Consider the following 23,429-nt stretch of genomic DNA (forward strand, 5'->3'; position numbering starts at 1 on the left):
CCATGTTCAGCTGGATGGTCTGGACCACTCCTGTCGCCGTGTTCTTCAGTTGCATCGTGCTGATGCTGATCGGCATGACGGTGTGGGAAATGAAGTCGCCCACTATCGAGCGCAAGGGTTTTCTGCCGTTGCGCACGACGCGCGGCGACCGCCTGTTTATTGGTTTGATGGCCGCAGCCTGGCTCAACCTGGCGTTTCTCGGGTTTGGACAGAAAGCGGTGGAATGGTTTTCGCTGGATGAGCCGCCGTCGGTGTGGATCAGCTTTGTGCTGTCGATGCTGCTGCTGGCTTTCATCATGAGAAAAGGCTGAAGGGGCGTCAGACCCCTCGCGTAGTTCTAGTGTTTCAGGGAAAGGACTATCGGCCAGCGTCTTCCCCGGCCAGCGGTCCGCAGCACGACAAGGGGAAGACTTTTCGAGGAGACAGGTCATGAAATTGCGCATGCACGCCATGGCGGCCGCTATCGCCCTGATCGGAACGTCAGGGGCATGGGCCGGAGAGCCGGAAGCGAAGAAGTGGGTCGATTCGGAGTTCCAACCCTCAACCCTGAGCAAAGACCAGCAGCTGGCCGAAATGAAATGGTTCATTGACGCCGCGGCCAAGTTGAAGGCCAAGGGTGTCAATGAAATCAGCGTGGTGTCTGAAACCATCACCACGCACGAGTACGAATCCAAGACGCTGGCCAAAGCGTTTGCGGAAATCACCGGCATCAAAGTCAACCACGATCTCATTCAGGAAGGCGACGTCGTTGAAAAGCTGCAAACGTCCATGCAGTCGGGTAAGTCCATCTATGACGGCTGGATTTCGGACTCCGACCTGATCGGCACCCACTACCGCTACGGCGCGATTTTGCCGCTGTCGGACTATATGGCGGGCGCTGGCAAGGAATGGACCAACCCCAATCTGGATATCAAGGATTTCATCGGCACCAAATTCACCACGGCGCCGGACGGCAAGCTGTACCAGTTGCCTGATCAGCAATTTGCCAACGTGTACTGGTTCCGCGCCGACTGGTTCGCCCGGCAGGACTTAAAGGACAAGTTCAAGGCCAAGTACGGCTACGATCTGGGCGTGCCCACCAACTGGTCTGCCTACGAGGACATCGCGGCCTTCTTCTCCAACGACGTCAAGGAAATCGACGGCAAGAAGGTCTATGGCCACATGGACTACGGCAAGAAAGATCCGTCCTTGGGTTGGCGCTTTACCGACGCATGGCTATCCATGGCAGGTGCCGCTGACAAGGGCCTGCCCAACGGCATGCCGGTTGATGAATGGGGCATCCGCGTGGCCGACGACAAATGCACGCCAGTGGGGGCATCGGTATCGCGCGGCGGCGCCACCAACAGCCCGGCTGCGGTCTACGCGCTGACGAAATACATCGACTGGATGAAGAAGTTTGCGCCGCAGCAGGCAATGGGCATGACGTTCTCGGAGTCCGGACCCGTTCCGGCGCAAGGCCAGATTGCCCAGCAGATCTTCTGGTACACGGCCTTTACTGCCGACATGACCAAGAAGGGGCTGCCGGTGGTGAATGACGACGGCACGCCCAAGTGGCGCATGGCGCCATCGCCCCATGGTCCGTACTGGAAGGAGGGCATGCAGAACGGCTACCAGGACGTGGGATCGTGGACCTTCTTCAAATCCACCAATCCGGACAAGATGGCGGCGGCCTGGTTGTACGCGCAGTTCGTCACGTCCAAATCCGTATCGCTGAAAAAGTCGATTACCGGCCTGACGTTTATCCGGGACAGCGACATTAATAGCGAGTTCTTCACCAAGAACGCGGCAAACTACGGCGGTTTGATTGAGTTTTACCGCAGCCCTGCGCGAGTGGCGTGGACGCCCACCGGCAATAACGTGCCGGATTATCCGAAGCTTGCGCAATTGTGGTGGAAGAACGTCGCCACCGCCGTTACCGGTGAAAAGACGCCGCAGGCGGCGATGGATAACCTGGCCAATGAAATGGATCAGGTCATGGCGCGTCTGGAACGGGCCGGCATGGCGCAATGCGCGCCCAAGCTGAACCCCAAGAGCGATCCCAGCAAATGGTTGTCCGACCAGCATGCGCCGTGGAAGAAACTGGCCAATGAAAAGCCCAAGGGCGAAACCGTGGCTTATGAAAAGCTGTTGGAAGCCTGGAAGGAAGGGCGCGCCCGGTAACCGCTGGGTGTTCAGGGCATACAGCGCCACGGAACGTCGTGGCGCTTTTTTTTGCGCCTTTTATGTCAGTTTGAATAATAGCGAGATTAGGGATTATCCCCGGTCACTATTCAAACCGAGCCAGCTGAGGATGAGCGGATAATGCGCATGCGTAAATCCGATGTTAAAAAATGTGTCGCCCGGAGTCTTCCATGCGCTCTCAAGCGTTTATCGGTGGTCTGTGTGTCGTGATGGCAAGTGTATTCACGCCTCTTGCCGCGCAAAGCGCGGCGCAAGATTGTGGAACGCCAGGGCAAATAAACGGAAAGCAAGGCGACGCCATTGTGTCTTTAACCACTCGCACCTTTGCCGATGGCGCGATTGCGGTGCGGGCGCGGCTGGCGGTGAATCCTGACGGCGGCGCGCATTCGTATATAGCGGGCGACCATGGCTTTACTTATATCGGCAACGGCGTGAATCGTTTGTCGCACGGGCGTTGGGTGCAGTGCGATACCGCAGATTGCAGAAAGGATTTTCTTGCTGCCGAAAAGCGCGCCTTTGCGCGGGGCACAAAGGAGTTCTGCGCATTCGCTTTTGAAGTAGATCCCTACCAGGCGGGACAGGCGCGCCAGTCCTGCGGCGCGGGCCGGTACATCGTTGGCAATGGAAAAGGCATACCGAAATCAGGCGCCGTGGTTGCATCCGCGGCGGGCGAGCAGGTGCAAACCTATCTGTCTACGACCTCGATCCGGCATACGGTGCAAGGCGCCGCAGCCTATCTGGATGCGGAATCGCTGCCGGTCGCCGTCACGCCATCTGCCGCAATGCTTGGCAAGGTGGTTTGGATACGGGGTAAGGGCTTTCAAGATACCAAGGCGGTCATTGGCGATATCGGACCTGCCTTTGGCGAAGGGTCGATTGCGCTGCACCAGCTGTTGCGTACCGGCGCGGTGACGGCGCAACGGCCGGGTCCGATCCCTGCCGCGCAACGCTGCGGCGCGTCCGAAACGTTGCAACCGCCGTTCAAGTCTTCGCCGGACAAGGCGGGTGATATATGCCGGCCGGGCCGCGCCGTAACCAGCGCCACTGACATACGCGCCTACATCGGTATCGAAGACAAATTGGACTTTCTGATTCTGCCGGGCGGCTTTCCGTTGAAAGCGGATGACAGAACGTTGATTACTGAAGAGGTCAGCCGCGCATCCATCGATGCCTTGGCGCAACGCTCTGGCTATACCGACGCCATGGTTAGCGCAAAGCTGGCCTGCCTGCCGCAATAACTTCCAACTTATATCCAGCCAGCAGGAATTCCATGATGAAAATGTTCGTCTCAGGCGTTGCGCTGTTGTCGTTGGCGGGGTGCGCTGCCTTCCCGCCGATGTATCCGGTTTTTGAAAAAGGATCTGAAACGGGTGTCAAATCCGGATTCGATATGCGGGTGGGGAACAGCCCAATTGTGACGGTGCCGCTCACGGTGGAGAAACTCTACCAACAACGCAAGACCTATCAGGATCAGGCGGATCAGGCGCAGAAGGCGCTGTATCAGACGGGAGACGGCGTGATGTTGGGCGCGTTGGTCGGGGCGGTGGGCGGCTTGGTCGGCAATGTGGCGACAGTGGCGTCGGGGGCAGGAATTGCCACCGTGTCTGGCGTGATGGGCACGCGCTACGCGCTTGCGGCGCAACGGAACATCTACAACGATGCGGCCAAAAAAGTGTCGTGTTTGATCGTCGTGGCGAATTCGTATGACGGGCAGGGCGGAGCCTCTCCGCGCATTCCCAGCGCGTTGCAGCAAGGGGCGGAAGATATTCTGTCGCAACTGAGAGGGCAACTGGGCGAGCTGACGCCGCCTCCGGTGGACGCAGCCAGCCTGATTGCGTTGTTCAGCCGGTACAAGTCGTTGTCGCCTACTCAAGTGAATGCGCTTACTACGGACGATGCCGCAAAAATACAGCTTGAGAAAAACACGCTGATTGATATTTCGGCATGCGTAAAAACGGGGCAATCCATTTCGTCGCAGGTGCCGCCATGATTCGTGCCACGTCCGAGCCGCAGCTGGGTTAGTCTTGCGGCCATTGGCCACTTTCGCCCAGCGTACGTTCAAGTCATGATTTTGCGTTCTCTTTCCCGCCTGACATTTCTCCTATCGCTGACGTTTGCCGCCAGTGTGTCCCAAGCCGCCGGCTTTCAGCGGCTGAACCTGCCCATGGACCAGAACGGCCCAGGCTTGAGCGGCGCTGTCTGGTATCCGTGCGCGGCCGCCGCCAGCGAGATCAAGATAGGTCGAACAACGACTGCCGGCGCGCTGAACTGCGCTGTGACCGAAGGCGTTCATCCATTGATCGTGATATCCCACGGCGCCTCGGGTTCGTTTCTGAGCCATCACGACACGGCTGAAGCCTTGGCGGATGCTGGCTTTGTGGTGGCGGCGATCAACCATGTGGGCGACAACGCACAGGACCGCTCACGCCAAGGTTATTTATCGATTTTTTCGACCCGCCCGCGCGAAATGCGCCGCTTGATTGACTACATGACCAGCGCTTGGCCGCAGAAGGCACATGTGGACCCCGCCAAGATCGGCCTTTTTGGGTTTTCCCGTGGCGGGTATACCGGATTGGTGTTGGCGGGCGCGGTACCGGATTTCAAGGCGGGGCTCGCCATCTGCCAAGACTTGCAAGCCTTGCCCATGTGCCGCGATATCGCCAGCGGAAAGGTGCCGCAGCAGCCGTATCCACGCGACGACCGGATCAAGGCCGCCGTAATCGTGGACCCGTTAAATGCGTTCTCGGCCGAGTCGCTTGCAGCGGTGAGCATTCCCGTCCAGCTCTGGGCGTCCGAGCGGGGCGGCGACGGTGTTACGCCGGCGAGTGTGGCCGCCATAAGCAAAGCGCTGGGCGCGGCGCCAGAGGTTCACGTGGCCAAGGGCGCGGGTCACTTCGCGTTCCTGGCGCCGTGCTCCGCAGAGCAGGCCCAGGCGCTGCCGGACATCTGCCGCGACCAAGACGGCTTTGACCGGCAGCAGTTTCACCGGGACTTGAATGCCAAGGTGGTTGAGTACTTCAAGAACCAGCTCTGAGCGCTGCTGGCCGGCGCGTTGAAATCCGATGCCGATGGTTACGCCATCACCAGCGACCGGTGCACGCAAACGCCAGCCATCACGCCCGACGCGCTAGCCAGCGTGGCATTGCTCATGGGAATGGCGGCGTCGCCCGCCGCGTAGACGCCTGCCACCGTCGTCTGCCGGAATTCGTCCATGCGGATCAAGGGGCCTTGCGGGCCGTCAGTAAAAGCGCACCCGAGTTGCTGGGCCAGCGGGCTGGACATGTGGGTCTTGCTGGCGACAAACAGCGCATTGACCGCCATGCGGCGCCCATCGGCCAGCTTGACGGCATCAATAGCGGGCGCGGCGCCCATCAGCTCGACGACGGGCGTGCGTTCGATACGCACGCCGCGTTTATTTAGCAGCGCGGCTTGTTCGGCGTCAGGCTCGAACTCGCCTTGCGTGAAATACGTGGTGGGCCCCCAGTCTGGCAACAGCATCGCCTGGTGCGCCGACATGGGATGCGCAGCCAGCACCCCCAGCGGTCTGCCGGCCATCTCGTAGCCATGGCAGTAGGGGCAATGCAGAACCGTCACTCCCCATCGTTCCTGTAGGCCAGGCAGGGGCGGCAATTGATCGCGCAGGCCGGTCGCCAAGATCAGCCGTTTGCCTTCGACTCCCTGGCCGTTGGCCATCTCTACGTGCAGCAGTCCAGCATGGTGTCTGGCGCTTGCCGCAACACCATCCAGGAATTTAACGGTGGGATATTGAGCTAGCTGCGCACGGGCTTGCTGCACGATTTCTGCGGGCGGTTTGCCGTCTTGCCCTAGAAATCCGTGCGAGTGCAGAGCGTAACGATTGCGGGGCAGGCCGCTGTCGATAAGCACAATGCGGCGCCGCGCACGTGCCAGTTGCATGGCGGCCGACAGGCCGGCAAAGCTGCCGCCCACGATGATGACGTCGTAAGTCATGGACCTGATTCCTCTTTCTCAGCTATCAAGATACTTTAAAGGTTGCATGATAGGGCAAACATCCAAACTCATGCAACTTGAAAAGATTCATATGTCGAGCACCGGTGGTTCGCCGCGGTTGTGCCGCAAGGGTGGCAGGACTAAGCTGACAGCCTGACCCGGCGCTCTCGCAAGCCCAGGCCGCAAAGGAGGCTGCATGCAGCAAGGCTCTGAACTTCAGGGACGTGTGGCGCTGGTGACCGGCGCGTCGTCCGGCATAGGGCGGGCCAGCGCCATCGCGCTGGCGGCGGCCGGTGCGCAAGTGGTGGTGAATCACCGTGCGGCAGGAGATTCGCAGGCCAGGGCCGCGGCGGTGGTCGAAGAGATTCAACGCAGCGGCGGGCAAGCCGTGACGGCAGCGGCTGACATCAGCCGCGAGGATCACGTGGACCTGCTGTTCAAGGCTGTCATTGCGCACTACGGCAGGCTGGATATCCTGATCAACAACGCAGGTATAGAGCAACCCGCGCCTATCGCGGACATGACGCTCGCCGACTGGCAGCGCGTGATCGACGTCAATCTGACAGGGCATTTTCTGTGCGCCCGGGCGGCCGCCAAACAGTTCACGTTGAATCCCGCAAACCCCGCGCGGCAGGGGCTTGCCACCGGAAACATCATTTTCATCAGCTCGGTGCACGAGGTCATTCCCTGGGCCTTTCAGGTGAATTACGCGGCTTCCAAAGGCGGGATCGCGATGCTGATGAAGTCGCTGGCGCAGGAGCTGGGCCCCGCCAAAGTGCGCGTCAATTCCATCGCGCCCGGCGCGATACGCACGCCAATCAATCAACCCGCCTGGGATACGCCCGACAGCCTGGCCAACCTGCTGAAACTGATTCCGTACGGACGTATTGGCGAACCCGAGGACGTGGCGCGTGCGGCCGTGTGGCTGGCCAGCGATGCGTCGGATTATGTGACGGGCACGACGCTTTTCGTGGATGGCGGCATGACGCTGTATCCCGAATTCCGTGGCGCGGGTTAGGGAATTGCCGCCTATATGTCTCAGCCGCTGGAAGACTATGGAGTGATCGGCAATATGCTGTCCGCCGCCTTGGTGGGGCGTGACGGCTCTATCGATTGGCTTTGCTTGCCGCACTTTGATTCGCCCGCCTGTTTTGCGGCGTTGCTGGGCAATGAAAGCCATGGCCGTTGGCGCATCTGGCCGCGCTCGCGCCGCTGCGAGATTACGCGCCGTTATGTACCGGATACCGCTGTGCTGGAAACCCGGTACGAAACCAGCACGGGCGTCGCGTTCGTCTATGACTTCATGCCGCTTAGCGACAACGATGACCAGGTCGATGTGGTGCGTATCGTGCGGGGTGAATCCGGTCACGTGCAGATGAATATGGAGCTGCTGCTGCGCTTCAATTACGGGCAGGCAGTGCCCTGGGTGCGGCGGCGCGACTATGGGCTTAGCGCCATTGCGGGGCCCGACGCGGTGGAGCTGCACACGCCGGTCGAACTGGAAGGGCACGACCTGACGACGACCGCGCGCTTCAATGTGCACGCGGGCAGCACGGTGCCATTCACGCTGTCGTATCACCGGTCTCACAAGACGCCGCACTTTGTGCAGGACCGCGTCGAAAGCATGGACCGCACGATCTCCTGGTGGCAGGAATGGGCCAAGCGCTGTCAATGGCCCGGCCCGGCCGATGCCCGGCGAGATGCGGTGTTGCGGTCGCTGATTACATTGAAATTGCTGACGTTTCAGCCGACGGGCGGGATTATCGCTGCGCCCACGATGTCATTGCCAGAGTCGCTGGGAGGCAGCCGCAATTGGGACTACCGGCACTGCTGGCTGCGGGATTCGGCGCTGACCCTGTATGCCTTGCTGAATGCCGGCTATCGCGAAGAGGCGGAAGCATGGCGCCAGTGGCTGTTGCGGGCGGTAGCAGGGCACCCGGACCAGTTGCAGATCATGTATGGCATTGCAGGCGAACGCTGGTTGCCCGAGCTGGAAATCCCCTGGCTGCCTGGCTACGAGGGCAGCTTGCCCGTGCGCTGCGGCAACGGGGCGGCGGGGCAGTTGCAGTTGGATGTCTACGGCGAACTGATTGAAACGCTATACGCCGCACGCGTGGCGGATCTGTCACCTTTGGGCGAGGCATGGCGCTTGCAGAATGTGCTGTTGGAACCCTTGGAGGACCGTTGGCGTGAACTGGATCACGGTATCTGGGAAGTGCGCGGGCCGACTCGCGCGTTCACCCATTCGCGGCTGATGTGTTGGGTGGCGTTTGACCGGGCGGTGAAGTCGTGCGAACGGTTTGGCTTGCAAGGGCCGGTGCGCAAATGGCGCCGTCTGCGTGAGCAGATTCGCGCAGATATTTGCGAACATGGCTTTGACAAGGCGCGCGGAAGTTTTGTGCAGAGCTATGGCTCGCAGGCGCTGGACGCCAGTCTGCTTCTGATTCCGCAGGTGGGGTTTCTGCCTGCCAGTGACCCGCGTGTCGCCGCCACCGTCCAAGCGATTGAACGCGAGCTGCTGCAAGGCGGTTTGTTGATGCGCTATTCGCAAGACAAAACGGATGATGGCCTGCCGGGCGATGAAGGCGTGTTTCTGGCGTGCAGCTTCTGGCTGGCGGACGCGTATGTGCTGCAAGGCCGGCTGGATGACGCAGAGGAACTGTTCGAGCGCTTGTTAGCCTTGCGCAATGACCTGGGTTTGCTGGCCGAAGAATACGACGTGGTCAGGGGCCGTCTGGTCGGCAATTTTCCGCAAGGGTTTTCGCATATCGGCCTGGTGAACACAGCCTACAACCTGAGCCGCGCTCGTGGTCCCGCGCAGCAACGCTCGGAACAGAACGGACTCAAGTCATAGCGTGCGCAAGCGGTTTACAAGCCTCGTGCAATCACCAGCCGCTGGATGTCGCTGGTGCCTTCATAGATCTGGCACACCCGCACATCGCGGTAAATGCGTTCAACCGGAAAGTCCTTCAAATAGCCGTAGCCGCCCAGCGTCTGGATCGCAGCCGAACAAACCTTTTCCGCCATTTCGGAGGCAAACAGTTTGGCCATCGATGCTTCGGTCAATGCGGGTCTGCCAGCTTCGCGCAATGCCGCGGCGTGCAGCACCATTTGCCGGGCCGCGTGGATCTGCGTAGCCATGTCGGCCAGCCTGAACGACACGGCCTGATGTTCCATGATGGGTTTGCCGAAAGCGACGCGGTCACGGGCGTAGTCACGCGCGCACTCAAAGGCGGCGCGTGCCATGCCCACTGACTGCGACGCAATGCCGATGCGGCCGCCTTCCAGGTTGCCCAGCGCAATCTTGTAGCCTTCACCTTCGGCGCCCAGCCGGTAGGCGGCAGGGATACGCATTTCTTCAAACGCGATCAGGCAAGTGTCCGATGCGTGCTGACCCAGTTTCTCTTCAACGCGCAGCACCTGATAACCCGGCGTGTCAGTGGGCACGATGAAAGCGGTAATGCCGCGTTTGCCGGCCTCGGGGTCAGTGACCGCGAACACGATCACGGTCTGGCCGCTTTTGCCCGACGTGATGAACTGTTTGGAGCCATTCAGGATGTAGTGGTCGCCATCGCGCCGTGCGCGGGTGAGCAGGCTGCTGGCATCAGAACCGGCTTGGGGTTCGGTCAGCGCAAAACCGCCGATGTGTTCGCCGGTAGCCAGGGGCCGCAAGAATTGGTCTTTCTGCGCGTCGGTGCCGAATTTCAAGATCGGCATGCAAGCCACCGAGTTGTGCACGCTCATGATGGTCGAACACGCGCCGTTGCCTGCTGCAATTTCTTCCAGCGCTACGGCGTAAGAAATATAGCCGCTGGCGTTGCCATCCCATTCTTCAGGCACAAGCATGCCGAAGAATCCCAGCTGCGCCATTTCCTGGATAGCGTCTGCGGGGTAGAGATGGTCACGGTCCCAGCGTTCTGAATGGGGCGCAAGCCGTTCTTGGGCGAACCGGCGCGCCATTTCCTGGATGCTTTGCTGCTCTTCGGTCAACAACATCTTTTGTCTCCTGGCCATGCGTGGGCGGGTTGGCGCGGGTTGGCGCGGGTAGGCGCTACATGCTTTGTTTTGCACTGCGCGCCTGGATGGCAGGCGCGGCTCGTCTTCGAGAATACACCGCCAGTTGCCCGGATATCCAGGCGGCTGGAGGCGCGTTACGGTGAGCTCGGCCGGGCAGGGGCGCTGCCGCTACGCCTGGTCCAGCAATTCCTGCACGATCCCTTGTGCGGGTTCTGTCAGGGGATGTTCGGATTGCAGTCTGGCAAGATGCGCATCGAATTCCGCCACCACGTCCGGCCGGATCTTTTTCATGGCGCGAACGGTTTGGGCCAGCAATAAACGGGCGTTGACGCTGTCAGGCATCTCCAGACACTGACGCAGATTGCCATCGATGATCTCGCGTTCACCATTCAATGCGCCGGGCCGGTTGGCGTCTGCGCTGTTGCAGCGGACCGCAAGCAATTGCTCCAGCCGCAGCAGATATCGGGGAAACGATGCTCCCTCGGGCACGCGGTACGCGGCGGGCGGGGCCTGAACGGTGGCGCCTGCATCACGGCTTATCCATTGCAGCACGCTGTCCGCCAATGAGCTGACTGCTTGCGCTGGGTCCGCCATAGAAAATGATGCAGACTGTTCGCCGATACATGAGCCGTCTTCCATGCGCAGTACGCGAACCGTTGCCGTCCAGGGATCAGCCTTGGTGACCAGATGCGACACCACCACATAGGCGCTGGGCTGTTCGCATTGCCGGGCGTGGTGGACGGCGTCTGCGTCCGGCCACGCGCTGCTGCTCAACACGAAGCCGGGATCGGGTTCGGCCAGCCAGGGCACGAGCGTTTGCGTGCGCAGGCCGCAACGTAGCGCCACCTGTTCGTTCAGGTACAAGGGCAGCGCGCGGCTCAGGCGGCCTGCGGGGTCTGCCAGTTGGCGTTGCGCGTGGTCTGCGGTTGAGCCAACGTCGGCCGAGCCGCCAAGGAAGGTGATCAGCGGACGGCCGGGCGGGATGGCTGGATATAGAACGGCGGCAGGCGACACGGGCGCCAGCCAGACCGGGCCGCGCCCCAGCAGCATCGAAAAACGCAGGGCCTCCGGTTGATCCACCACACCATCGCCAATGCGGGCCTGCGCCAATTCGCCATCCCAATACGCCAGGTTTTCCTTCCAGTCGGGACGGTTCTGCGCATACAGCTGGTTCAGAAGCCGCTGCGCATCGTCCAGCTGACCCAGATACATCAGCGCTTTGATCAGGTTGTTGCCGACTCGCATGCCGTGGGCCTGCACATCGAAATGCGGTCCGGCCAGTTGCAGAATTTCTTGAATCTGCCCGGCGTTGCCCAGGTCGCCGCTCATCTGCATCAACAGGTCTGCGGGCACGGGTTTGCCTGCGCGTGCCAGTGATTCCCGGTACAGCGCGATCGCGCCAGCGTAGTTGTGCGATCCCAGTTCGCCGCGTGCCAGCCATAGTTGCGCGCGCCAGCTGTGGGGCAGGGCGGCAACTTTGCGCATGGCGGTGACTCCCGCGACGTCACCCCCGTGGTCCTGGTGTATGGCCTGATACCAGCCCAAGCCGTTGTCCTGGTTCGGGTCCAGTTGCAGCGCGCGCCACAAGGTCTCCAGCGTCTTGGATTCATCGTCGCGTTCGGCATGGACCTTGGCCAGATTGGTCAGAACAATGCCGGTGTCCCCGTGCTGCGCGCAGTATGCAAGCAGGACTTTTTCACTGTCGTCCAAGCGGCCGACCTTCATGTAGACGATGGCTTGCAGCACGACAGCGCGTTCGCTGTTGGCGTCCAGCTCGACCAGACGTTCGGCCGGGCGGATCATCTCTTCGAAGAAATTGTCGTTAAGCGACTGGATGATCAGGCCGGCCAATTGCTCGGCGTCATTCCAGTTCTGTTCGATCGCGCCCAGCAGCACGTTGTCGCGCCATTGTTCGCGTGTGACATAGATCTCGCGGCCATAGGCGTCGTAGGCGCGGATCAGGTTGGGGTTCTCGGCGGGATTCTGTTCGGTGACTGCGGCGGGCGCTGAGGCGAGCGCCGTAGCGGGAACGGGCGCGGCTTCTGCTGCCGAAGATGACTCCGCAGGTGGGGTCTTGCCAAACAGTTTCTTCAATAAGCTCATGCGTAGGGCCATGGTTCAGGCGTTGCGCCGGATGCGCTACATGATAAGGCAGCCGCTGTGACCTCGCCCGCCAAAGCATTGCAGTATCAAGCTTGGCCCGGCGAACGTCGGCGTCGCTTTGCCCATACTGTGTAGACAACGATATTGCCCACGATCAGCAAAGCGGCCAGAACGATCTGCGTGGTTCGGGTGATGCCGGCGGGATAGATGATGCCCAGCACGTAGTGTTCGATGAAACCGCCCGCATAGCCTTGCTGGCCGGCCTGTGTGCGCAGGGACACTTCCAGAGGCGTCAGCGGGCAGATCCAGCCCATACCTATCACCATGGCGCCCCATGCCAGCGCGGGCAGATGCCACCACGCGATGCGCGGTTTCCATAGTGTCAATAAGCCGCCAAACACCACGAAGGCGACGAAGAGGCCGTGCACGACAAGCACCAGGTCGGCAAGGATGCGATAGGTCATCGGAAAATCTCAGTGGGCTTACGTTGAAGCAGGATGCGCATTTAATCGTAAGCTGGCGCGCGTTGCGCGGGTCATTGGCAACAAAGCAAGACGCTTGATGACCGAATAGAATGCGGCGTCTAAATTGCTGATCAAGGACGGGCCATGAGCCACACGATAGCAGCGCGCATTCAAGCCGCTGAAGAACAGTTGCGCCAGGCGATGCTGGCCTCGGACGTCGCGGCGCTGGAAGCCTTGCTGGACCCGGAGCTGTTGTTCACCAACCATATGGGCTGGACGTTTACGCGGGAAGACGATCTGGACGCCCATCGTTCAGGCATGTTGAAGATTGTGGATCTGGATCTGTCCGAGCAATGCGTCCTGGTGCGCGGTGATTGCGCGGTGGTCTCGGTGCAGGCCCGTATTACCGGCCGCTATAACGGCGTGCCGTCCAACGGCACGTTCCGTTTCATGCGGACCTGGGCGCCGGATGAGGCTTCCGGCCAGTGGCGCGTGATTGCGGCAAGTTCGGTCATGGTGGTCTGACGCGCGCCGCTGCCTTCAGACTTTCAGGTCGCGCAGGAGCTTGGTCAGTTCGGGCGCCGTCATCAGCGACACGCCTTGCGCCTTGGCATAGGCCCAGGCGTTGTCCGATACGTCGCCCAGCGCAATGTAGATCGCTTCGCGGGCGCCGCGTTTTTCTCGGGCGGCTTGCAGTTCGCGCAAGGGTTCGACGCCGACTCGGGCAGCCTTCCAGCGCTTGGCGCTCACTATGGCCACGTGGCGGTCCTTGGTCAACGCGAAATCAGCGCCCGGAATTTGCAGGCGCTGCACCTCACAGCCATCACGTTTGAAACCCGCTTCGACGGCGTTGGCGAAGTCGGCCCACGACATGGCGGCGGTGGCTTCGGCCACGGCTTGCACGCGTGTGCTGGAAGGCGCGCGCAACTGCTTGTATGCGGCCATGATCGAAATCACGGCGAACGGCACCGCCGCAAACACGCCCATCGCCGCGTAATCCAGCGGCAGGGCGGCGAAACCGCCCGCGCACAACAGCACGGCCACGCCGGCGCTCATCCACCAGGGCGAGCGCAGCAGCACGGCAAAGATGGAGTTCTGGGACATCTTGAATTTCATGGAGGCTCGCGGCGTTGCAGAGTGGAAGGGGCGTCGGCTTTATGCGTCGCCGGCGTTTTCGGCAGCGCGCACCACGATGCGCACATCGCCGCAGGTGACGATCTGGCCGCCACGGATCTTCGCGGTCTTGCGGGTTTCAACCACGCCGCCGACGCTGACGTAGCCTTCGGCCACAAGCATCTTGCCCGCGCCGCCGCTGTCACATACGCCAGTGGCCTTCAACAGCTGGTTGATTTCAATATAGGGGCTGCCGTCGGCAAGCGTGAATTCGATTAGGGGCATGAGTCGTGCTGGGTCGGGGTTCAGAAGACGGGCGCCTGTCAGGCCGGGCCGCCGCTATTGTCGGAACTGCTGGAGGGCGCGGCAGGCGCGTCGGACGCATTTGCGGCTGGCGGACGGACGGGGCTTTCGGCGCGGGCCATCCACGCAATCAACGAAGACCGCATCGCTTCTTCGACCGACATCTGAATGGGTTGCACCCATTCCTGCGGCACGAAGACGGTGTAGCCGCCGATCATATAACCCATAGGCAGGTACACGGCCACGCGGTCGCCCTGCGTGAAGCCTTCGGGCAAACCGTCCACATTGCGGCGGGTGATCAGCCCGACCAGCTCCAACTGCTGCCCCGGCAGGCGCAGGATAACAACTTGCTGCGCGGTGTTCTTGGAGCCAGGCGAAAAGTAGTCGGCAAAACTCTTTAACGACGAATAAATGCTTTTCACGACAGGCAGGTTCGTGAATGGCATTTCCAGCAGGGTCAAAACACGCTGCACGCGCTGTTTGGACACCAGATAGCCAATGGCCAGAATGCCAAGAATGCCCAGCGCCAATCCCATGCCGGGTATATAGAAGCCGCCGATGAAGGGGCGCAGGAAGGTCAGCGCCACGGCTTCCGTCCAGGCCAGGAAGATGTAGAGCAGATAAATGGTCAGGGCCAGCGGCAGTACCGTGATCAGACCGCGAAAGAAATATTTATAGAGACGTGTCATAAGCAGAAACAAAAAGAGGGGTCGGATGGCGCCGTGCGCACATCAGAGGGCCGCCAGCATAGCAGCCCGATAACGCGCCGCCCGGTAACAAGCGGCCGCAGGCAGGCTGCGCCAGATGCCAGGGCGGCGGGCCGCCTACCGGTCCACGGGCAGGTACAGCGTTTCCTTGATTTCCTCCATCACGACATAGCTGCGCGATTCGGCCGACGCAGGCAGTCGTTTGAGGATTTCGCCAAGCAGGCGGCGGTATTCGTTCATTTCCGTCAGGCGGGCTTTGACCAGATAGTCGAAATCGCCAGACACCAGATGGCATTCCATGACTTCGGGCACGTACAACAGCTCTTTCTTGACCTTGTCGAACACGTCACCCGATTTCGCGGAAAGTTTGATTTCCAGGAAGACCAGCAGGTTCTTGCCCAGCGCCGCAGGATTGACGCGCGCATGGTAACCCGTGATGACGCCTTCGCGTTCCATGCGCTTGACCCGGTCCGAGCAAGGCGTTGCCGACAGGCTGACGCGCTCGGCCAATTCTGTCACCGAAATGCGGCCTTCGCGTTGCAGGATATCCAGAATTTTCAGGTCAATTCGGTCTAGGTCGCGCATTTCACTTTTAGCGATCGATAAACAAGGGTGGCCCGAGAAAAAGCACTGGTAAATCGAAATCTTCAGTGCTTTTCACTGCGAAGAGGGTCATAGACTACCGAAATTCCTGAGCAAATCCAACTAGCGGAAAGAATCATGCATGTGATCGTCCTCGGCAGCGGCGTTATCGGCACAACCACCGCCTATTATCTGGCCCGCCAGGGCGCGAAGGTGACGGTCCTGGACCGCCAGCCGGACGCCGCCCAAGAGACCAGCTACGCCAACGCGGGTCAGGTGTCGCCGGGCTACTCCACGCCCTGGGCCGCGCCTGGCATTCCGCTGAAGGCGATCAAATGGCTGTTCAAGAAACACGCGCCGCTGGCGATCCGGCTGGACGGCAGCCTGTATCAGTTGAAGTGGATGGCCGCCATGCTGGCCAACTGTTCGGCCGACCGCTATTCGGTCAACAAAGAACGCATGCTGCGTCTGGCCGAATACAGCCGCGACTGCCTGCGCGAGCTGCGGGCGTCCACCGGCATCCACTACGAAGAACGCACGCGCGGCACCTTGCAGTTGTTCCGCACAGAAGCGCAGCTGGAAGCCGCCCGCCGCGACATCGCCGTGCTGGAAGAAGTGGGCGTGCCCTATGAACTGCTGGATCGCAGCCGTCTGGTCACGGCCGAACCCGCGTTGGCCCGGTCGATCCATAAACTGGCGGGCGGACTGCGCCTGCCCAACGACGAAACCGGCGACTGCCATTTGTTCACGACGCGTCTGGCCAAAATGGCCACGGCTCTGGGCGTGGACTTCCGTTACAACCAGACCGTTTCTGGGCTGAACACCGCTGGCGGGCAGATTACCGGCGTGCGCGTGGGCAACGAAGTGCTGACGGCGGACCGATACGTGGCGGCCTTTGGCAGCTATACGCGTGGTTTTCTGGAGCCGCTGGGGCTGGACTTGCCGGTCTACCCGGTCAAGGGTTATTCGCTGACTATTCCGCTAAAGGACGAGGCCGCGGCCCCGGTTTCGACCATTCTGGACGAGACCTACAAGATCGCGGTAACGCGCTTTGATGACCGCATCCGGGTGGGCGGCATGGCCGAGCTGTCAGGCTTTGACCTGCGCTTGAAGGACGCCCGCCGCAAGACGCTGGAACTGGTCGTAAATGACCTGTTCCCGGGCAGCGGCCATGTGTCGCAAGCCGAATTCTGGACGGGGTTGCGCCCGATGACGCCGGACAGCACGCCCGTTGTCGGTCCCACCCGCTACGCCAATCTGTATTTGAATACCGGCCACGGCACGCTGGGTTGGACCATGGCTTGCGGTTCCGGCAAGCTGGTGGCCGATCAGGTCATGGGTCAGCGCCCGGCCATCCGCACCGATGGACTGAGCTTGTCGCGTTATGAACGCGGCGCGGCCTCCAATCCGTCGCTGGTGCTGGGCGGCAAAAGCGCCTGATATTTCCCCGCTAACCGGACGCCGGCCAAAAGCCGGGTCCACAAAGGCCCGACTGGCGCAAAACGCTGATCGGGCCTTTGTTTTTGTGTTGCCGGATCGGCACTGTGATCGATTGGTCATCCTGCTTTTTTTGATTCCGGCCGCTTGTGCCAAAATCGCCGCATGACCCATTTTCTGCATACTGCCGATTGGCAGATCGGCCGGCAATACGGCCAGTTCGAAACCGATGATGCCGCGCTGCTGGCCGAGGCACGCTTTGACGTCGTGGGGCGTATCGCCACCTTGGCGGCTGAACGTGGCGTGGACGCTGTGCTGGTCGCGGGCGATGTGTTCGATACCCAAGGCGTATCCGACCGCACGATCCGCCGGCTTTTTGCCGCCATGGGTTCCTACGCAGGCCCCTGGGTCATGATCGCGGGCAACCACGATGCCGCGCTGGCCGACAGCGTCTGGACTCGCGCCATGCAACTGGGCTGCATTCCAGCCAACGTTCACGTGCCGCTGCGCACGGGCGTTGTGGACCTGCCCGCAATCAATCTTGCCGTGCTGGCGGCGCCGCTCACGCAACGTCATACCTACGACGACGTCACCCAGGCTTTCGACACGCTGGAAACAGAGGCGGGGCGCGTGCGCGTGGGCCTGGCTCACGGCAGCGTGGCGGGCCGCTTGCCTGACACCATAGACGCCACCAATCCCATTGCGCCTGATCGCAGCGCGCGCGCCCGCTTGGACTATCTGGCGCTGGGCGACTGGCACGGTTGTTTGTCCATAGACGCACGCACCTGGTACGCGGGCACGCCAGAACAAGACCGCTTCCGCGGCAACGAACCCGGCTACGTGCTGGACGTGCGCATTTCGCAGGCGGGCGCAGAACCCGTGGTGGAACGCGTGGCCACGGGCAAGTACCGCTGGTCAGCCTGGACTGAAACCATCAGCTTGCCCACCGACGCTGACGCGCTGGCCGGCAGACTGGCTGCGCTGCGCGCCGAAGATGTGCTGCGGCTGGATGTGCAGGGCCACGTCAATCTGGAAACCTTCGATGCCTTGCAGCGCGCTGTGGACCTGGCTGCCGCGCAGGTTCGGGCTTTGTTGCCGGACTTGTCCGGATTGCTTCTGGAACCCGACCTGGCCGATCTGGCCGAACTGGGCGCCAGTGGTTACGTGAGCGAAGTCGCAGCCCAACTACAGGCTTTACAGGCCGACGCTGAACAGTCTGCCGTGGCGGGCGAGGCTCTGCGGCTGCTGCTCAGGTTTCAACGAGAAAGCGCTACGGCGGGAGGCTCCAAATGAAGCTGACCCGCATCGCACTTGAAGAATTCCGCAAGTTTCGTCAGCCCATGGTGCTGGACGGCTTGCAAGACGGCCTGAACCTGTTTGTCGGGCCCAACGAGGCCGGTAAAAGCACCATCGCCAGCGCCATACGCGCCGCCTTTCTAGAGCGCTACAGCACCAGCAAGGTTGCCGATCTGGCGCCGCGTGGCGAGTCTGGCGCCCGGCCCAGCGTTGAACTGTCGTTCGCGCACGCAGGGCATCGTTATGTGCTGAAAAAACAATTTTTGTCGCGGGCCCGTTGTGAACTGCTGATTGACGACGGCGCGCAGCGGCTGGACGGCGAAGAAGCCGAAAATGCGCTGGCGGCCTTGCTGGGCTTTGAAATGCCCGGGCGCGGCCAAAGCAAGCCGGATCTTGCAGGCATTCCGGGTTTGTTATGGATACAGCAGGGCGACGGCCATAACCTGCAAGAGGCCGCAGGCCATGCGGGCACGCATTTACGCGACGCGTTGACCCAGTTGTCGGGCGAGCTGACGTCCACCGATGGCGACAGGCTGTTTGACCGTGTGTCGGCCGAACGCGCTGCCTTGCTGGATGCGCGTAACGGCCGCCCCAAGGGCATCTACAAAGATGCCGAAGATGCGTTGGCGCGCGCTGTGGCCGAGCGCGACGATTGCGCACAGGCCATGGCCCAGTTGAATGCAGATGTCGACCGGCTGGCCGAACTGCGCCGTGAGCACGAACGCGCCCAGGCATCCGAACCCTGGAAAGACTTCGAGGCCCGGGCAGTCCTCGCAAGAGGGCAGCTTGCCGCGCTGGCCAAAGAGCGCGAAGCCTTCGACGGCCTGCGCCGCGAACAAGGGCAGGCTGCGCAGACGCTAGCCCTGCTGCAAGATCAAGTGCGGCGCGACCAGCAAGACGAATCCGACTATCAAGCCCTGCTGAAAGAAGCACAGGCCGCGCGTGTGCGCGTTCAGGCCGCGCAAGAACCCCTGGCACGCGCCCAGCAACAGCGTCAGGCATATGCCGCAGCGGCCGATGCGGCGCGGCTGCGCGTGGCTGCGGTGCAGGCGGTGGCCGACCGGCGTGATCTGGATCATCAACTGGCCCAGCTCAATGCCGAGATCGAACGGCTGGACGATGCCTTGAAAGCCGTTACGGCCATCATCGAACAAGGCTCCACGCTAAAGACCGAAGCCGTCCGTACCGAAATCTCGGACGCCGATATCGACGCATTGCGCAAGACGGAACGCGAACTGGCCAACTTGCAATTGCGTCAGCAAGCCATCGCAACGCGTCTGTCCTGCCAACTGGAACCGGGCCGGGAAATACTGCTGGACGGCAAACGGCTGACCAGCGCTGATCAGGTGCTGATTACAGCCGCCGCCGAACTTGAACTGCCTGGATTGGGGCGTTTGCACATCGAACCCGGTGGGCAGGACCTGCCTGCGCTCAAGCACGAACTGGCTAGTTTGCAGGCCGCGTGGGCAGCCTTGCTCGACCGCCTGGGCGTGGCAAGTCTGCCTGATGCCGAGCAACGCCACGCCCGTCACGGCAGCCTGCTGCGCGAATTGGACGGCATGCGCAAGACGCTGGCCATCCATGCGCCCAAAGGCCTGGATGTGTTGCGGGGCCAACGCGATGACGCGCTGGCCCGCCGGGCGTCGTTACAAGAGCGTCTGGCAAAACTCTCTGCCGTGACGGATACGGAGCAGGAAGCCGGTCTGCCTGACCTGCCTACGGCCACGCAAGCGCTGCGCGAAGCAGAATCTGTTTTTGCGCAGGCCGACAAAACCTTGGCCGCCGCGCAACGCACGCTGGATACCGATAGCGCCCGCGCCCAATTGCTGGAAGGGCAGGCGGCGCGCGGCACGGAATTGCAGTCCCCAGAACTTGCTGCCCAACGGCAGGCCCGCGCTGGCCGGCTGGCAGAAGTGCGCAGTAGCCACGACGAACTTGAACGCCGTGTGCGCGAAGCGCAAGCTGCGCTGGCTGAACACCGGCCGGAGCTACTGGAACAAGACGCACAGCGCTTTGAAAAATCGGCCTCGATTGAACGCGACGCCCAGCACAAACGTCACGGCGAGATCCTGCAACTTCAAGGCAAGCTGGATCAGGCGGGCGCCCAAGGGCTGGGTGAACGCCTGTCCGAGGCCACGGCCGCGTGCGAACGGCTGGAACGCCGCCGGGACGAACTGGCACGCCGCGCTGCTGCGCTCGACTTGCTGCTCAAGCTGCTCACCGACAAGCGGGCAGCGGCCACCCAAAGGCTGCAAGCGCCGCTTGCGCGCCGCCTCAACCACTACCTGGCGCTGCTATTCCCTGAAGCCGCCTTACGGCTGGACGACACCTTGCTGCCTACGGCGCTGCGCCGTGGCGGTGGTGAAGACCTGCTTGATGCGCTCAGTTTTGGCACGCGTGAGCAGTTGGGTATCTTGGCGCGCTTTGCTTACGCCGATCTGCTGCAAGAAGCCGGGCGCCCGACCTTGCTGCTGCTGGATGATGCGCTGGTCCATACGGACGACGCGCGCCGCGACTTCATGAAGCGCGCGCTCTTCGACGCCGCCACACGGCATCAGATCCTGATGTTCACCTGCCACGGAGAAGCCTGGCGCGATATGGGAGTCGAACAAAGACGCATCGGGGGGTGATCGGGCGGTGTCCTGCACCAGATCGGGCGGTGCCCAGAATCTGACCGGGCATTGCCCAGCACAAGATCGGGCGTCGCCCAGCACCTGATCGCGCATTGCTCTACACCGGGTCGGCGGATGCGCCTAGTCTGGCCATCGGTCAAGGCTTGACGGCCTCGGCCCGCTTGACGCCAAGAAGCGCGGCCGGTAGCCTACGCGGATGCCTGAACTGACACACGCCACCGACCCCGCATCCGCTGCCTGCGCAGCAGGCGGTCTTTTGCGTGCGCCGTTCTCTCGCGCTGATTTTTCTGTTGTTTCCCCCGTTTTTTCTCCTGTCTTGGCCACGGTCGTATCGCCGCCAGTCTCGCCGCCCACGTTTGGCGCGGTCTCGGGCGCATACCCGCCGTCGGCGGTCGTGTCCGGCTAAACGCCGGCCGTCCTACGCGACTCCAGCCCTTTCCCATTCAGTCCGCTTGATGCGTTGACGCAACGTGCGTCCGCCATGCGCGGCTGATCCGTGCGCGCTTGCCTTACACCGCAAGCGCGCGGCGGGCTGGAGCCTGTTCTTACCCTGACAGGTGAATCTTCATGTCTTTTGATCGATCTTCCTGGGCCGCTTATGGCTCGACCGCCTTGTTCGTGCTGCTGTGGAGCGGCGGCGCAATTTTTGCCAAATGGGGGCTGTCGCACGCATCCGCCTTTGGCTTTTTATTGCTGCGCTTTATCTTGGCTTTGTCTGTCCTGCTATTGATTTGCGCTCGACGCAGACGCTGGTTGCCGGCCCCCGGTACGCGCAAAACAGTGGCGTTGACGGGTTTGCTGTTGATTGGCGGCTATTCCATCTGCTACCTGCTGGCGCTGGACCATGGTGTGACGCCTGGTGTGCTGGCGACGGTGCTGGGCGCCCAGCCCATTCTGACCCTGGCGGTGATGGAGCGGCGTTACTCGCCAGCGCGCATGGCGGGGTTGTTCCTGGCGCTGGGCGGGCTGGTCATGGTGGTCTACCAAAGCATAGGCATGGCGCGCTTTTCGGCGGTAGGGATGGCGTTCGCCTTTACCGCTCTGGCCTGCATGACCACGGGCGCCATTCTGCAAAAACGCATCAAGCAGGCGCCCATGGATGTGATGCCGTTGCAGTACGCGGTCAGCCTGGCGCTGTGCCTGTTGTTCGTACCGTTCCAGCCGGTGCGTGCGGAATGGGCGGTGGGGCTCGTCCTGCCGCTGATCTGGATGGGGCTGGTGATATCTGTCGGCGCCACGTTACTGTTCTACCGCATGATCCAAGCGGGCAATCTCGTCAATGTGACGAGCCTGTTCTACCTGATCCCGGCCGGCACGGCGGCGCTGGATTACCTGATTCTGGGTAATCGTCTGTCCGCGTTGAGCCTGGCCGGCATGGGGGCGATTCTGCTGGGTTTGATGCTGGTGATGCGCAGCCCGGCAAGGGCGGCCGCCTAGCTGCGCGAACCCTGATTCTGGTCGCCTGCTGACAGGCGGGTGGCCAGATGCGGGCTGGCGCCGCCCGCCCAGCGGTCCCAGGTGGCGTCCGCGCTGTCGTCGTTGTCTTGACCGGCCCAATGGCCGCTGACCAGTTGGGCGGGACGCGTCTGGGCGACGACGCGCGCGCACACGGACCAGGCGTCCAGCCGCACACTCAGCCCGGCGTAGATGCCGTGCCCGGCGCCAGCTTCGATCTGTTCTTCCGCCTGCACGCCTTCACCGGCGCGGATCGATCCTTCGGCCCGGATACCAGCGCCCGCGATCATGCCCCAGCCGGATGCCAGGTGGTCGCCGCTTTGGATAGACCCGCCGGCCTGGATGCCGCAGGCCGCATTGATTTCTTTTTCTGCGCGCACGTCGCCGCCAGCTTTGATGCCCTGGCCGCATTTGATCGCGCCTTGCGTCTGGATGTCCTGCCCCGCATGCAGGTGGCCGGTAACGGCCAGGTCTTGCCCGGCGCAGATATCCCATTTGGCGCGCAGGTTGCCGCCGCAATCCACCTGCGTGGCGGTTTCGATGCCCCAGTCGGCCGAGACGTCGCCGCCTGCGCGCAGATTGCCGCCGCAGGCGATATTGGCGGCTGCGGTGATGTTTTCACCGGCCATGATGGTTTCCCCTGCGCGGATACCGCCGCCCGTAATGATGCTGCGGCCCGCGCGCACCACGGTATCTACGTTAATGCCCATGCGGACCTCTAGCGTGCCGGCAAACACGATGGCGGTGGCGTCCACGGCATCCAGCTTCAACACGGCGTCCGTGGGACCGAACTGGTCCAGCAGCCAGCAGGCGTCGCTGACGCGGCCGTCAGCAACCAAGGCGTCAAGCACGGCTTGATAGTCCCCCTGTCCGTTGTGATCGCGGAGGAACCATTTGTAGCCACCCGCGCACGGGTTCTTGGCTTTGACGAATTTCTTGGTGAGTTGCATGGCGCTTAAACGTTGGTCGATGCGTGGGCAGGCCGCAAGCCCGGCGGGCGTGCGGCAATAAAACCATTGGGGAGGTCAGGCGCGGACGCCCCGCCACGCGGCAGGGCATCCGCCGGCAGATGTCAGACGGTCAGACGCAGGGATGTGCGAAAACCGCCGGCAGCCGGTCGGAGTCAGTAGATGACAAGGATTTGCCGGCGATTAGCCGGGCTTGGAGCG

General features: G+C 62.0%; 21 protein-coding genes. 12 read left to right on the plus strand and 9 right to left on the minus strand.

Annotated elements, in window-relative coordinates; genetic code table 11:
* Positions 1-2: 2 nt before the first annotated feature.
* The 5 genes from RAS12_RS05475 (at position 3) to RAS12_RS05495 (ending at position 5,215) form a co-directional block, all read left to right on the plus strand.
* Entirely contained in the window at positions 3-311 is a 309-nt protein-coding gene (locus RAS12_RS05475; protein ID WP_306945910.1) for a DUF2160 domain-containing protein, read from the plus strand.
* Between the two features lie 118 nt (positions 312-429).
* Positions 430-2,160 carry an ABC transporter substrate-binding protein gene (locus RAS12_RS05480; RefSeq protein ID WP_306945912.1) on the plus strand — a complete coding sequence of 577 codons (1,731 nt, stop codon included), beginning with the start codon at positions 430-432 and terminating at the stop codon, positions 2,158-2,160.
* 323 nt (positions 2,161-2,483) lie between these two features.
* Positions 2,484-3,419, plus strand: coding sequence for a hypothetical protein (locus RAS12_RS05485; protein WP_306945914.1), 936 nt, complete (start codon positions 2,484-2,486; stop codon positions 3,417-3,419).
* Positions 3,420-3,451: 32 nt separating this feature from the next.
* Positions 3,452-4,171, plus strand: a complete 720-nt coding sequence (locus RAS12_RS05490; protein WP_306945916.1) for a hypothetical protein — start codon at positions 3,452-3,454, stop codon at positions 4,169-4,171.
* A gap of 75 nt (positions 4,172-4,246) precedes the next feature.
* Positions 4,247-5,215: an alpha/beta hydrolase family protein gene (locus tag RAS12_RS05495; protein ID WP_306945918.1), complete on the plus strand. Its 969-nt coding sequence runs from the start codon at positions 4,247-4,249 to the stop codon at positions 5,213-5,215.
* 38 nt (positions 5,216-5,253) lie between these two features.
* Here the strand turns inward: RAS12_RS05495 and RAS12_RS05500 are convergent, their stop codons facing one another.
* Positions 5,254-6,150, minus strand: a complete 897-nt coding sequence (locus tag RAS12_RS05500; protein WP_306945920.1) for an NAD(P)/FAD-dependent oxidoreductase — start codon at positions 6,148-6,150, stop codon at positions 5,254-5,256.
* 196 nt (positions 6,151-6,346) lie between these two features.
* On the opposite strand from RAS12_RS05500, the gene RAS12_RS05505 reads away from it, so the two are divergent.
* Both RAS12_RS05505 and RAS12_RS05510 read left to right on the plus strand, forming a co-directional pair.
* Complete coding sequence (locus RAS12_RS05505) at positions 6,347-7,168, plus strand: glucose 1-dehydrogenase (RefSeq protein WP_306945922.1); 822 nt, start codon at positions 6,347-6,349, stop codon at positions 7,166-7,168.
* Positions 7,169-7,183: 15 nt separating this feature from the next.
* Positions 7,184-9,004 (plus strand): glycoside hydrolase family 15 protein, encoded by a 1,821-nt coding sequence (locus RAS12_RS05510; protein WP_306945925.1) that lies wholly within the window; start codon positions 7,184-7,186, stop codon positions 9,002-9,004.
* A 14-nt stretch (positions 9,005-9,018) separates the two neighbouring features.
* On the opposite strand, the gene RAS12_RS05515 is transcribed toward RAS12_RS05510, so the two are convergent.
* The 3 genes from RAS12_RS05515 to RAS12_RS05525 form a co-directional block, all read right to left on the minus strand.
* The gene (locus RAS12_RS05515) at positions 9,019-10,146 is read right to left on the minus strand and encodes an acyl-CoA dehydrogenase family protein (protein WP_306945927.1); all 1,128 of its coding nucleotides are present in this window, start codon (positions 10,144-10,146) and stop codon (positions 9,019-9,021) included.
* Between the two features lie 189 nt (positions 10,147-10,335).
* Positions 10,336-12,270 (minus strand): tetratricopeptide repeat protein, encoded by a 1,935-nt coding sequence (locus tag RAS12_RS05520; RefSeq protein ID WP_306945929.1) that lies wholly within the window; start codon positions 12,268-12,270, stop codon positions 10,336-10,338.
* 86 nt (positions 12,271-12,356) lie between these two features.
* Positions 12,357-12,734, minus strand: a complete 378-nt coding sequence (locus RAS12_RS05525; RefSeq protein ID WP_306945932.1) for a DUF2784 domain-containing protein — start codon at positions 12,732-12,734, stop codon at positions 12,357-12,359.
* A gap of 144 nt (positions 12,735-12,878) precedes the next feature.
* On the opposite strand from RAS12_RS05525, the gene RAS12_RS05530 reads away from it, so the two are divergent.
* Positions 12,879-13,259: a nuclear transport factor 2 family protein gene (locus RAS12_RS05530; RefSeq protein ID WP_306945934.1), complete on the plus strand. Its 381-nt coding sequence runs from the start codon at positions 12,879-12,881 to the stop codon at positions 13,257-13,259.
* Between the two features lie 15 nt (positions 13,260-13,274).
* Here RAS12_RS05530 and RAS12_RS05535 read toward each other — a convergent pair whose 3' ends face one another.
* The 4 genes from RAS12_RS05535 to RAS12_RS05550 form a co-directional block, all read right to left on the minus strand.
* The gene (locus tag RAS12_RS05535; RefSeq protein WP_306945935.1) at positions 13,275-13,850 is read right to left on the minus strand and encodes a restriction endonuclease; all 576 of its coding nucleotides are present in this window, start codon (positions 13,848-13,850) and stop codon (positions 13,275-13,277) included.
* Positions 13,851-13,889: 39 nt separating this feature from the next.
* Positions 13,890-14,132: an RNA-binding S4 domain-containing protein gene (locus tag RAS12_RS05540; RefSeq protein ID WP_306945937.1), complete on the minus strand. Its 243-nt coding sequence runs from the start codon at positions 14,130-14,132 to the stop codon at positions 13,890-13,892.
* A 38-nt stretch (positions 14,133-14,170) separates the two neighbouring features.
* Positions 14,171-14,839, minus strand: coding sequence for a DUF502 domain-containing protein (locus RAS12_RS05545; RefSeq protein ID WP_306945938.1), 669 nt, complete (start codon positions 14,837-14,839; stop codon positions 14,171-14,173).
* A 135-nt stretch (positions 14,840-14,974) separates the two neighbouring features.
* The gene (locus RAS12_RS05550; protein ID WP_054422406.1) at positions 14,975-15,442 is read right to left on the minus strand and encodes an Lrp/AsnC ligand binding domain-containing protein; all 468 of its coding nucleotides are present in this window, start codon (positions 15,440-15,442) and stop codon (positions 14,975-14,977) included.
* A gap of 135 nt (positions 15,443-15,577) precedes the next feature.
* On the opposite strand from RAS12_RS05550, the gene RAS12_RS05555 reads away from it, so the two are divergent.
* The 4 genes from RAS12_RS05555 to RAS12_RS05570 all read left to right on the plus strand — a co-directional run bounded on the left by RAS12_RS05555 (position 15,578) and on the right by RAS12_RS05570 (position 22,242).
* Positions 15,578-16,879: a D-amino acid dehydrogenase gene (locus RAS12_RS05555; protein ID WP_306945943.1), complete on the plus strand. Its 1,302-nt coding sequence runs from the start codon at positions 15,578-15,580 to the stop codon at positions 16,877-16,879.
* 162 nt (positions 16,880-17,041) lie between these two features.
* Entirely contained in the window at positions 17,042-18,169 is a 1,128-nt protein-coding gene (locus RAS12_RS05560; protein ID WP_306945945.1) for a metallophosphoesterase family protein, read from the plus strand.
* Positions 18,166-20,802 (plus strand): AAA family ATPase, encoded by a 2,637-nt coding sequence (locus tag RAS12_RS05565; protein WP_306945947.1) that lies wholly within the window; start codon positions 18,166-18,168, stop codon positions 20,800-20,802. The genes RAS12_RS05560 and RAS12_RS05565 overlap by 4 nt, the downstream gene beginning before the upstream one ends.
* A gap of 570 nt (positions 20,803-21,372) precedes the next feature.
* Positions 21,373-22,242, plus strand: a complete 870-nt coding sequence (locus RAS12_RS05570; protein ID WP_306945949.1) for a DMT family transporter — start codon at positions 21,373-21,375, stop codon at positions 22,240-22,242.
* Here the strand turns inward: RAS12_RS05570 and RAS12_RS05575 are convergent.
* Positions 22,239-23,210, minus strand: coding sequence for a hypothetical protein (locus tag RAS12_RS05575; RefSeq protein WP_306945951.1), 972 nt, complete (start codon positions 23,208-23,210; stop codon positions 22,239-22,241). The genes RAS12_RS05570 and RAS12_RS05575 overlap by 4 nt on opposite strands.
* Positions 23,211-23,429 lie beyond the last annotated feature (219 nt).

Origin of the sequence: Achromobacter seleniivolatilans (genome assembly GCF_030864005.1) — a bacterium.
GTDB lineage: Bacteria > Pseudomonadota > Gammaproteobacteria > Burkholderiales > Burkholderiaceae_B > Achromobacter > Achromobacter seleniivolatilans.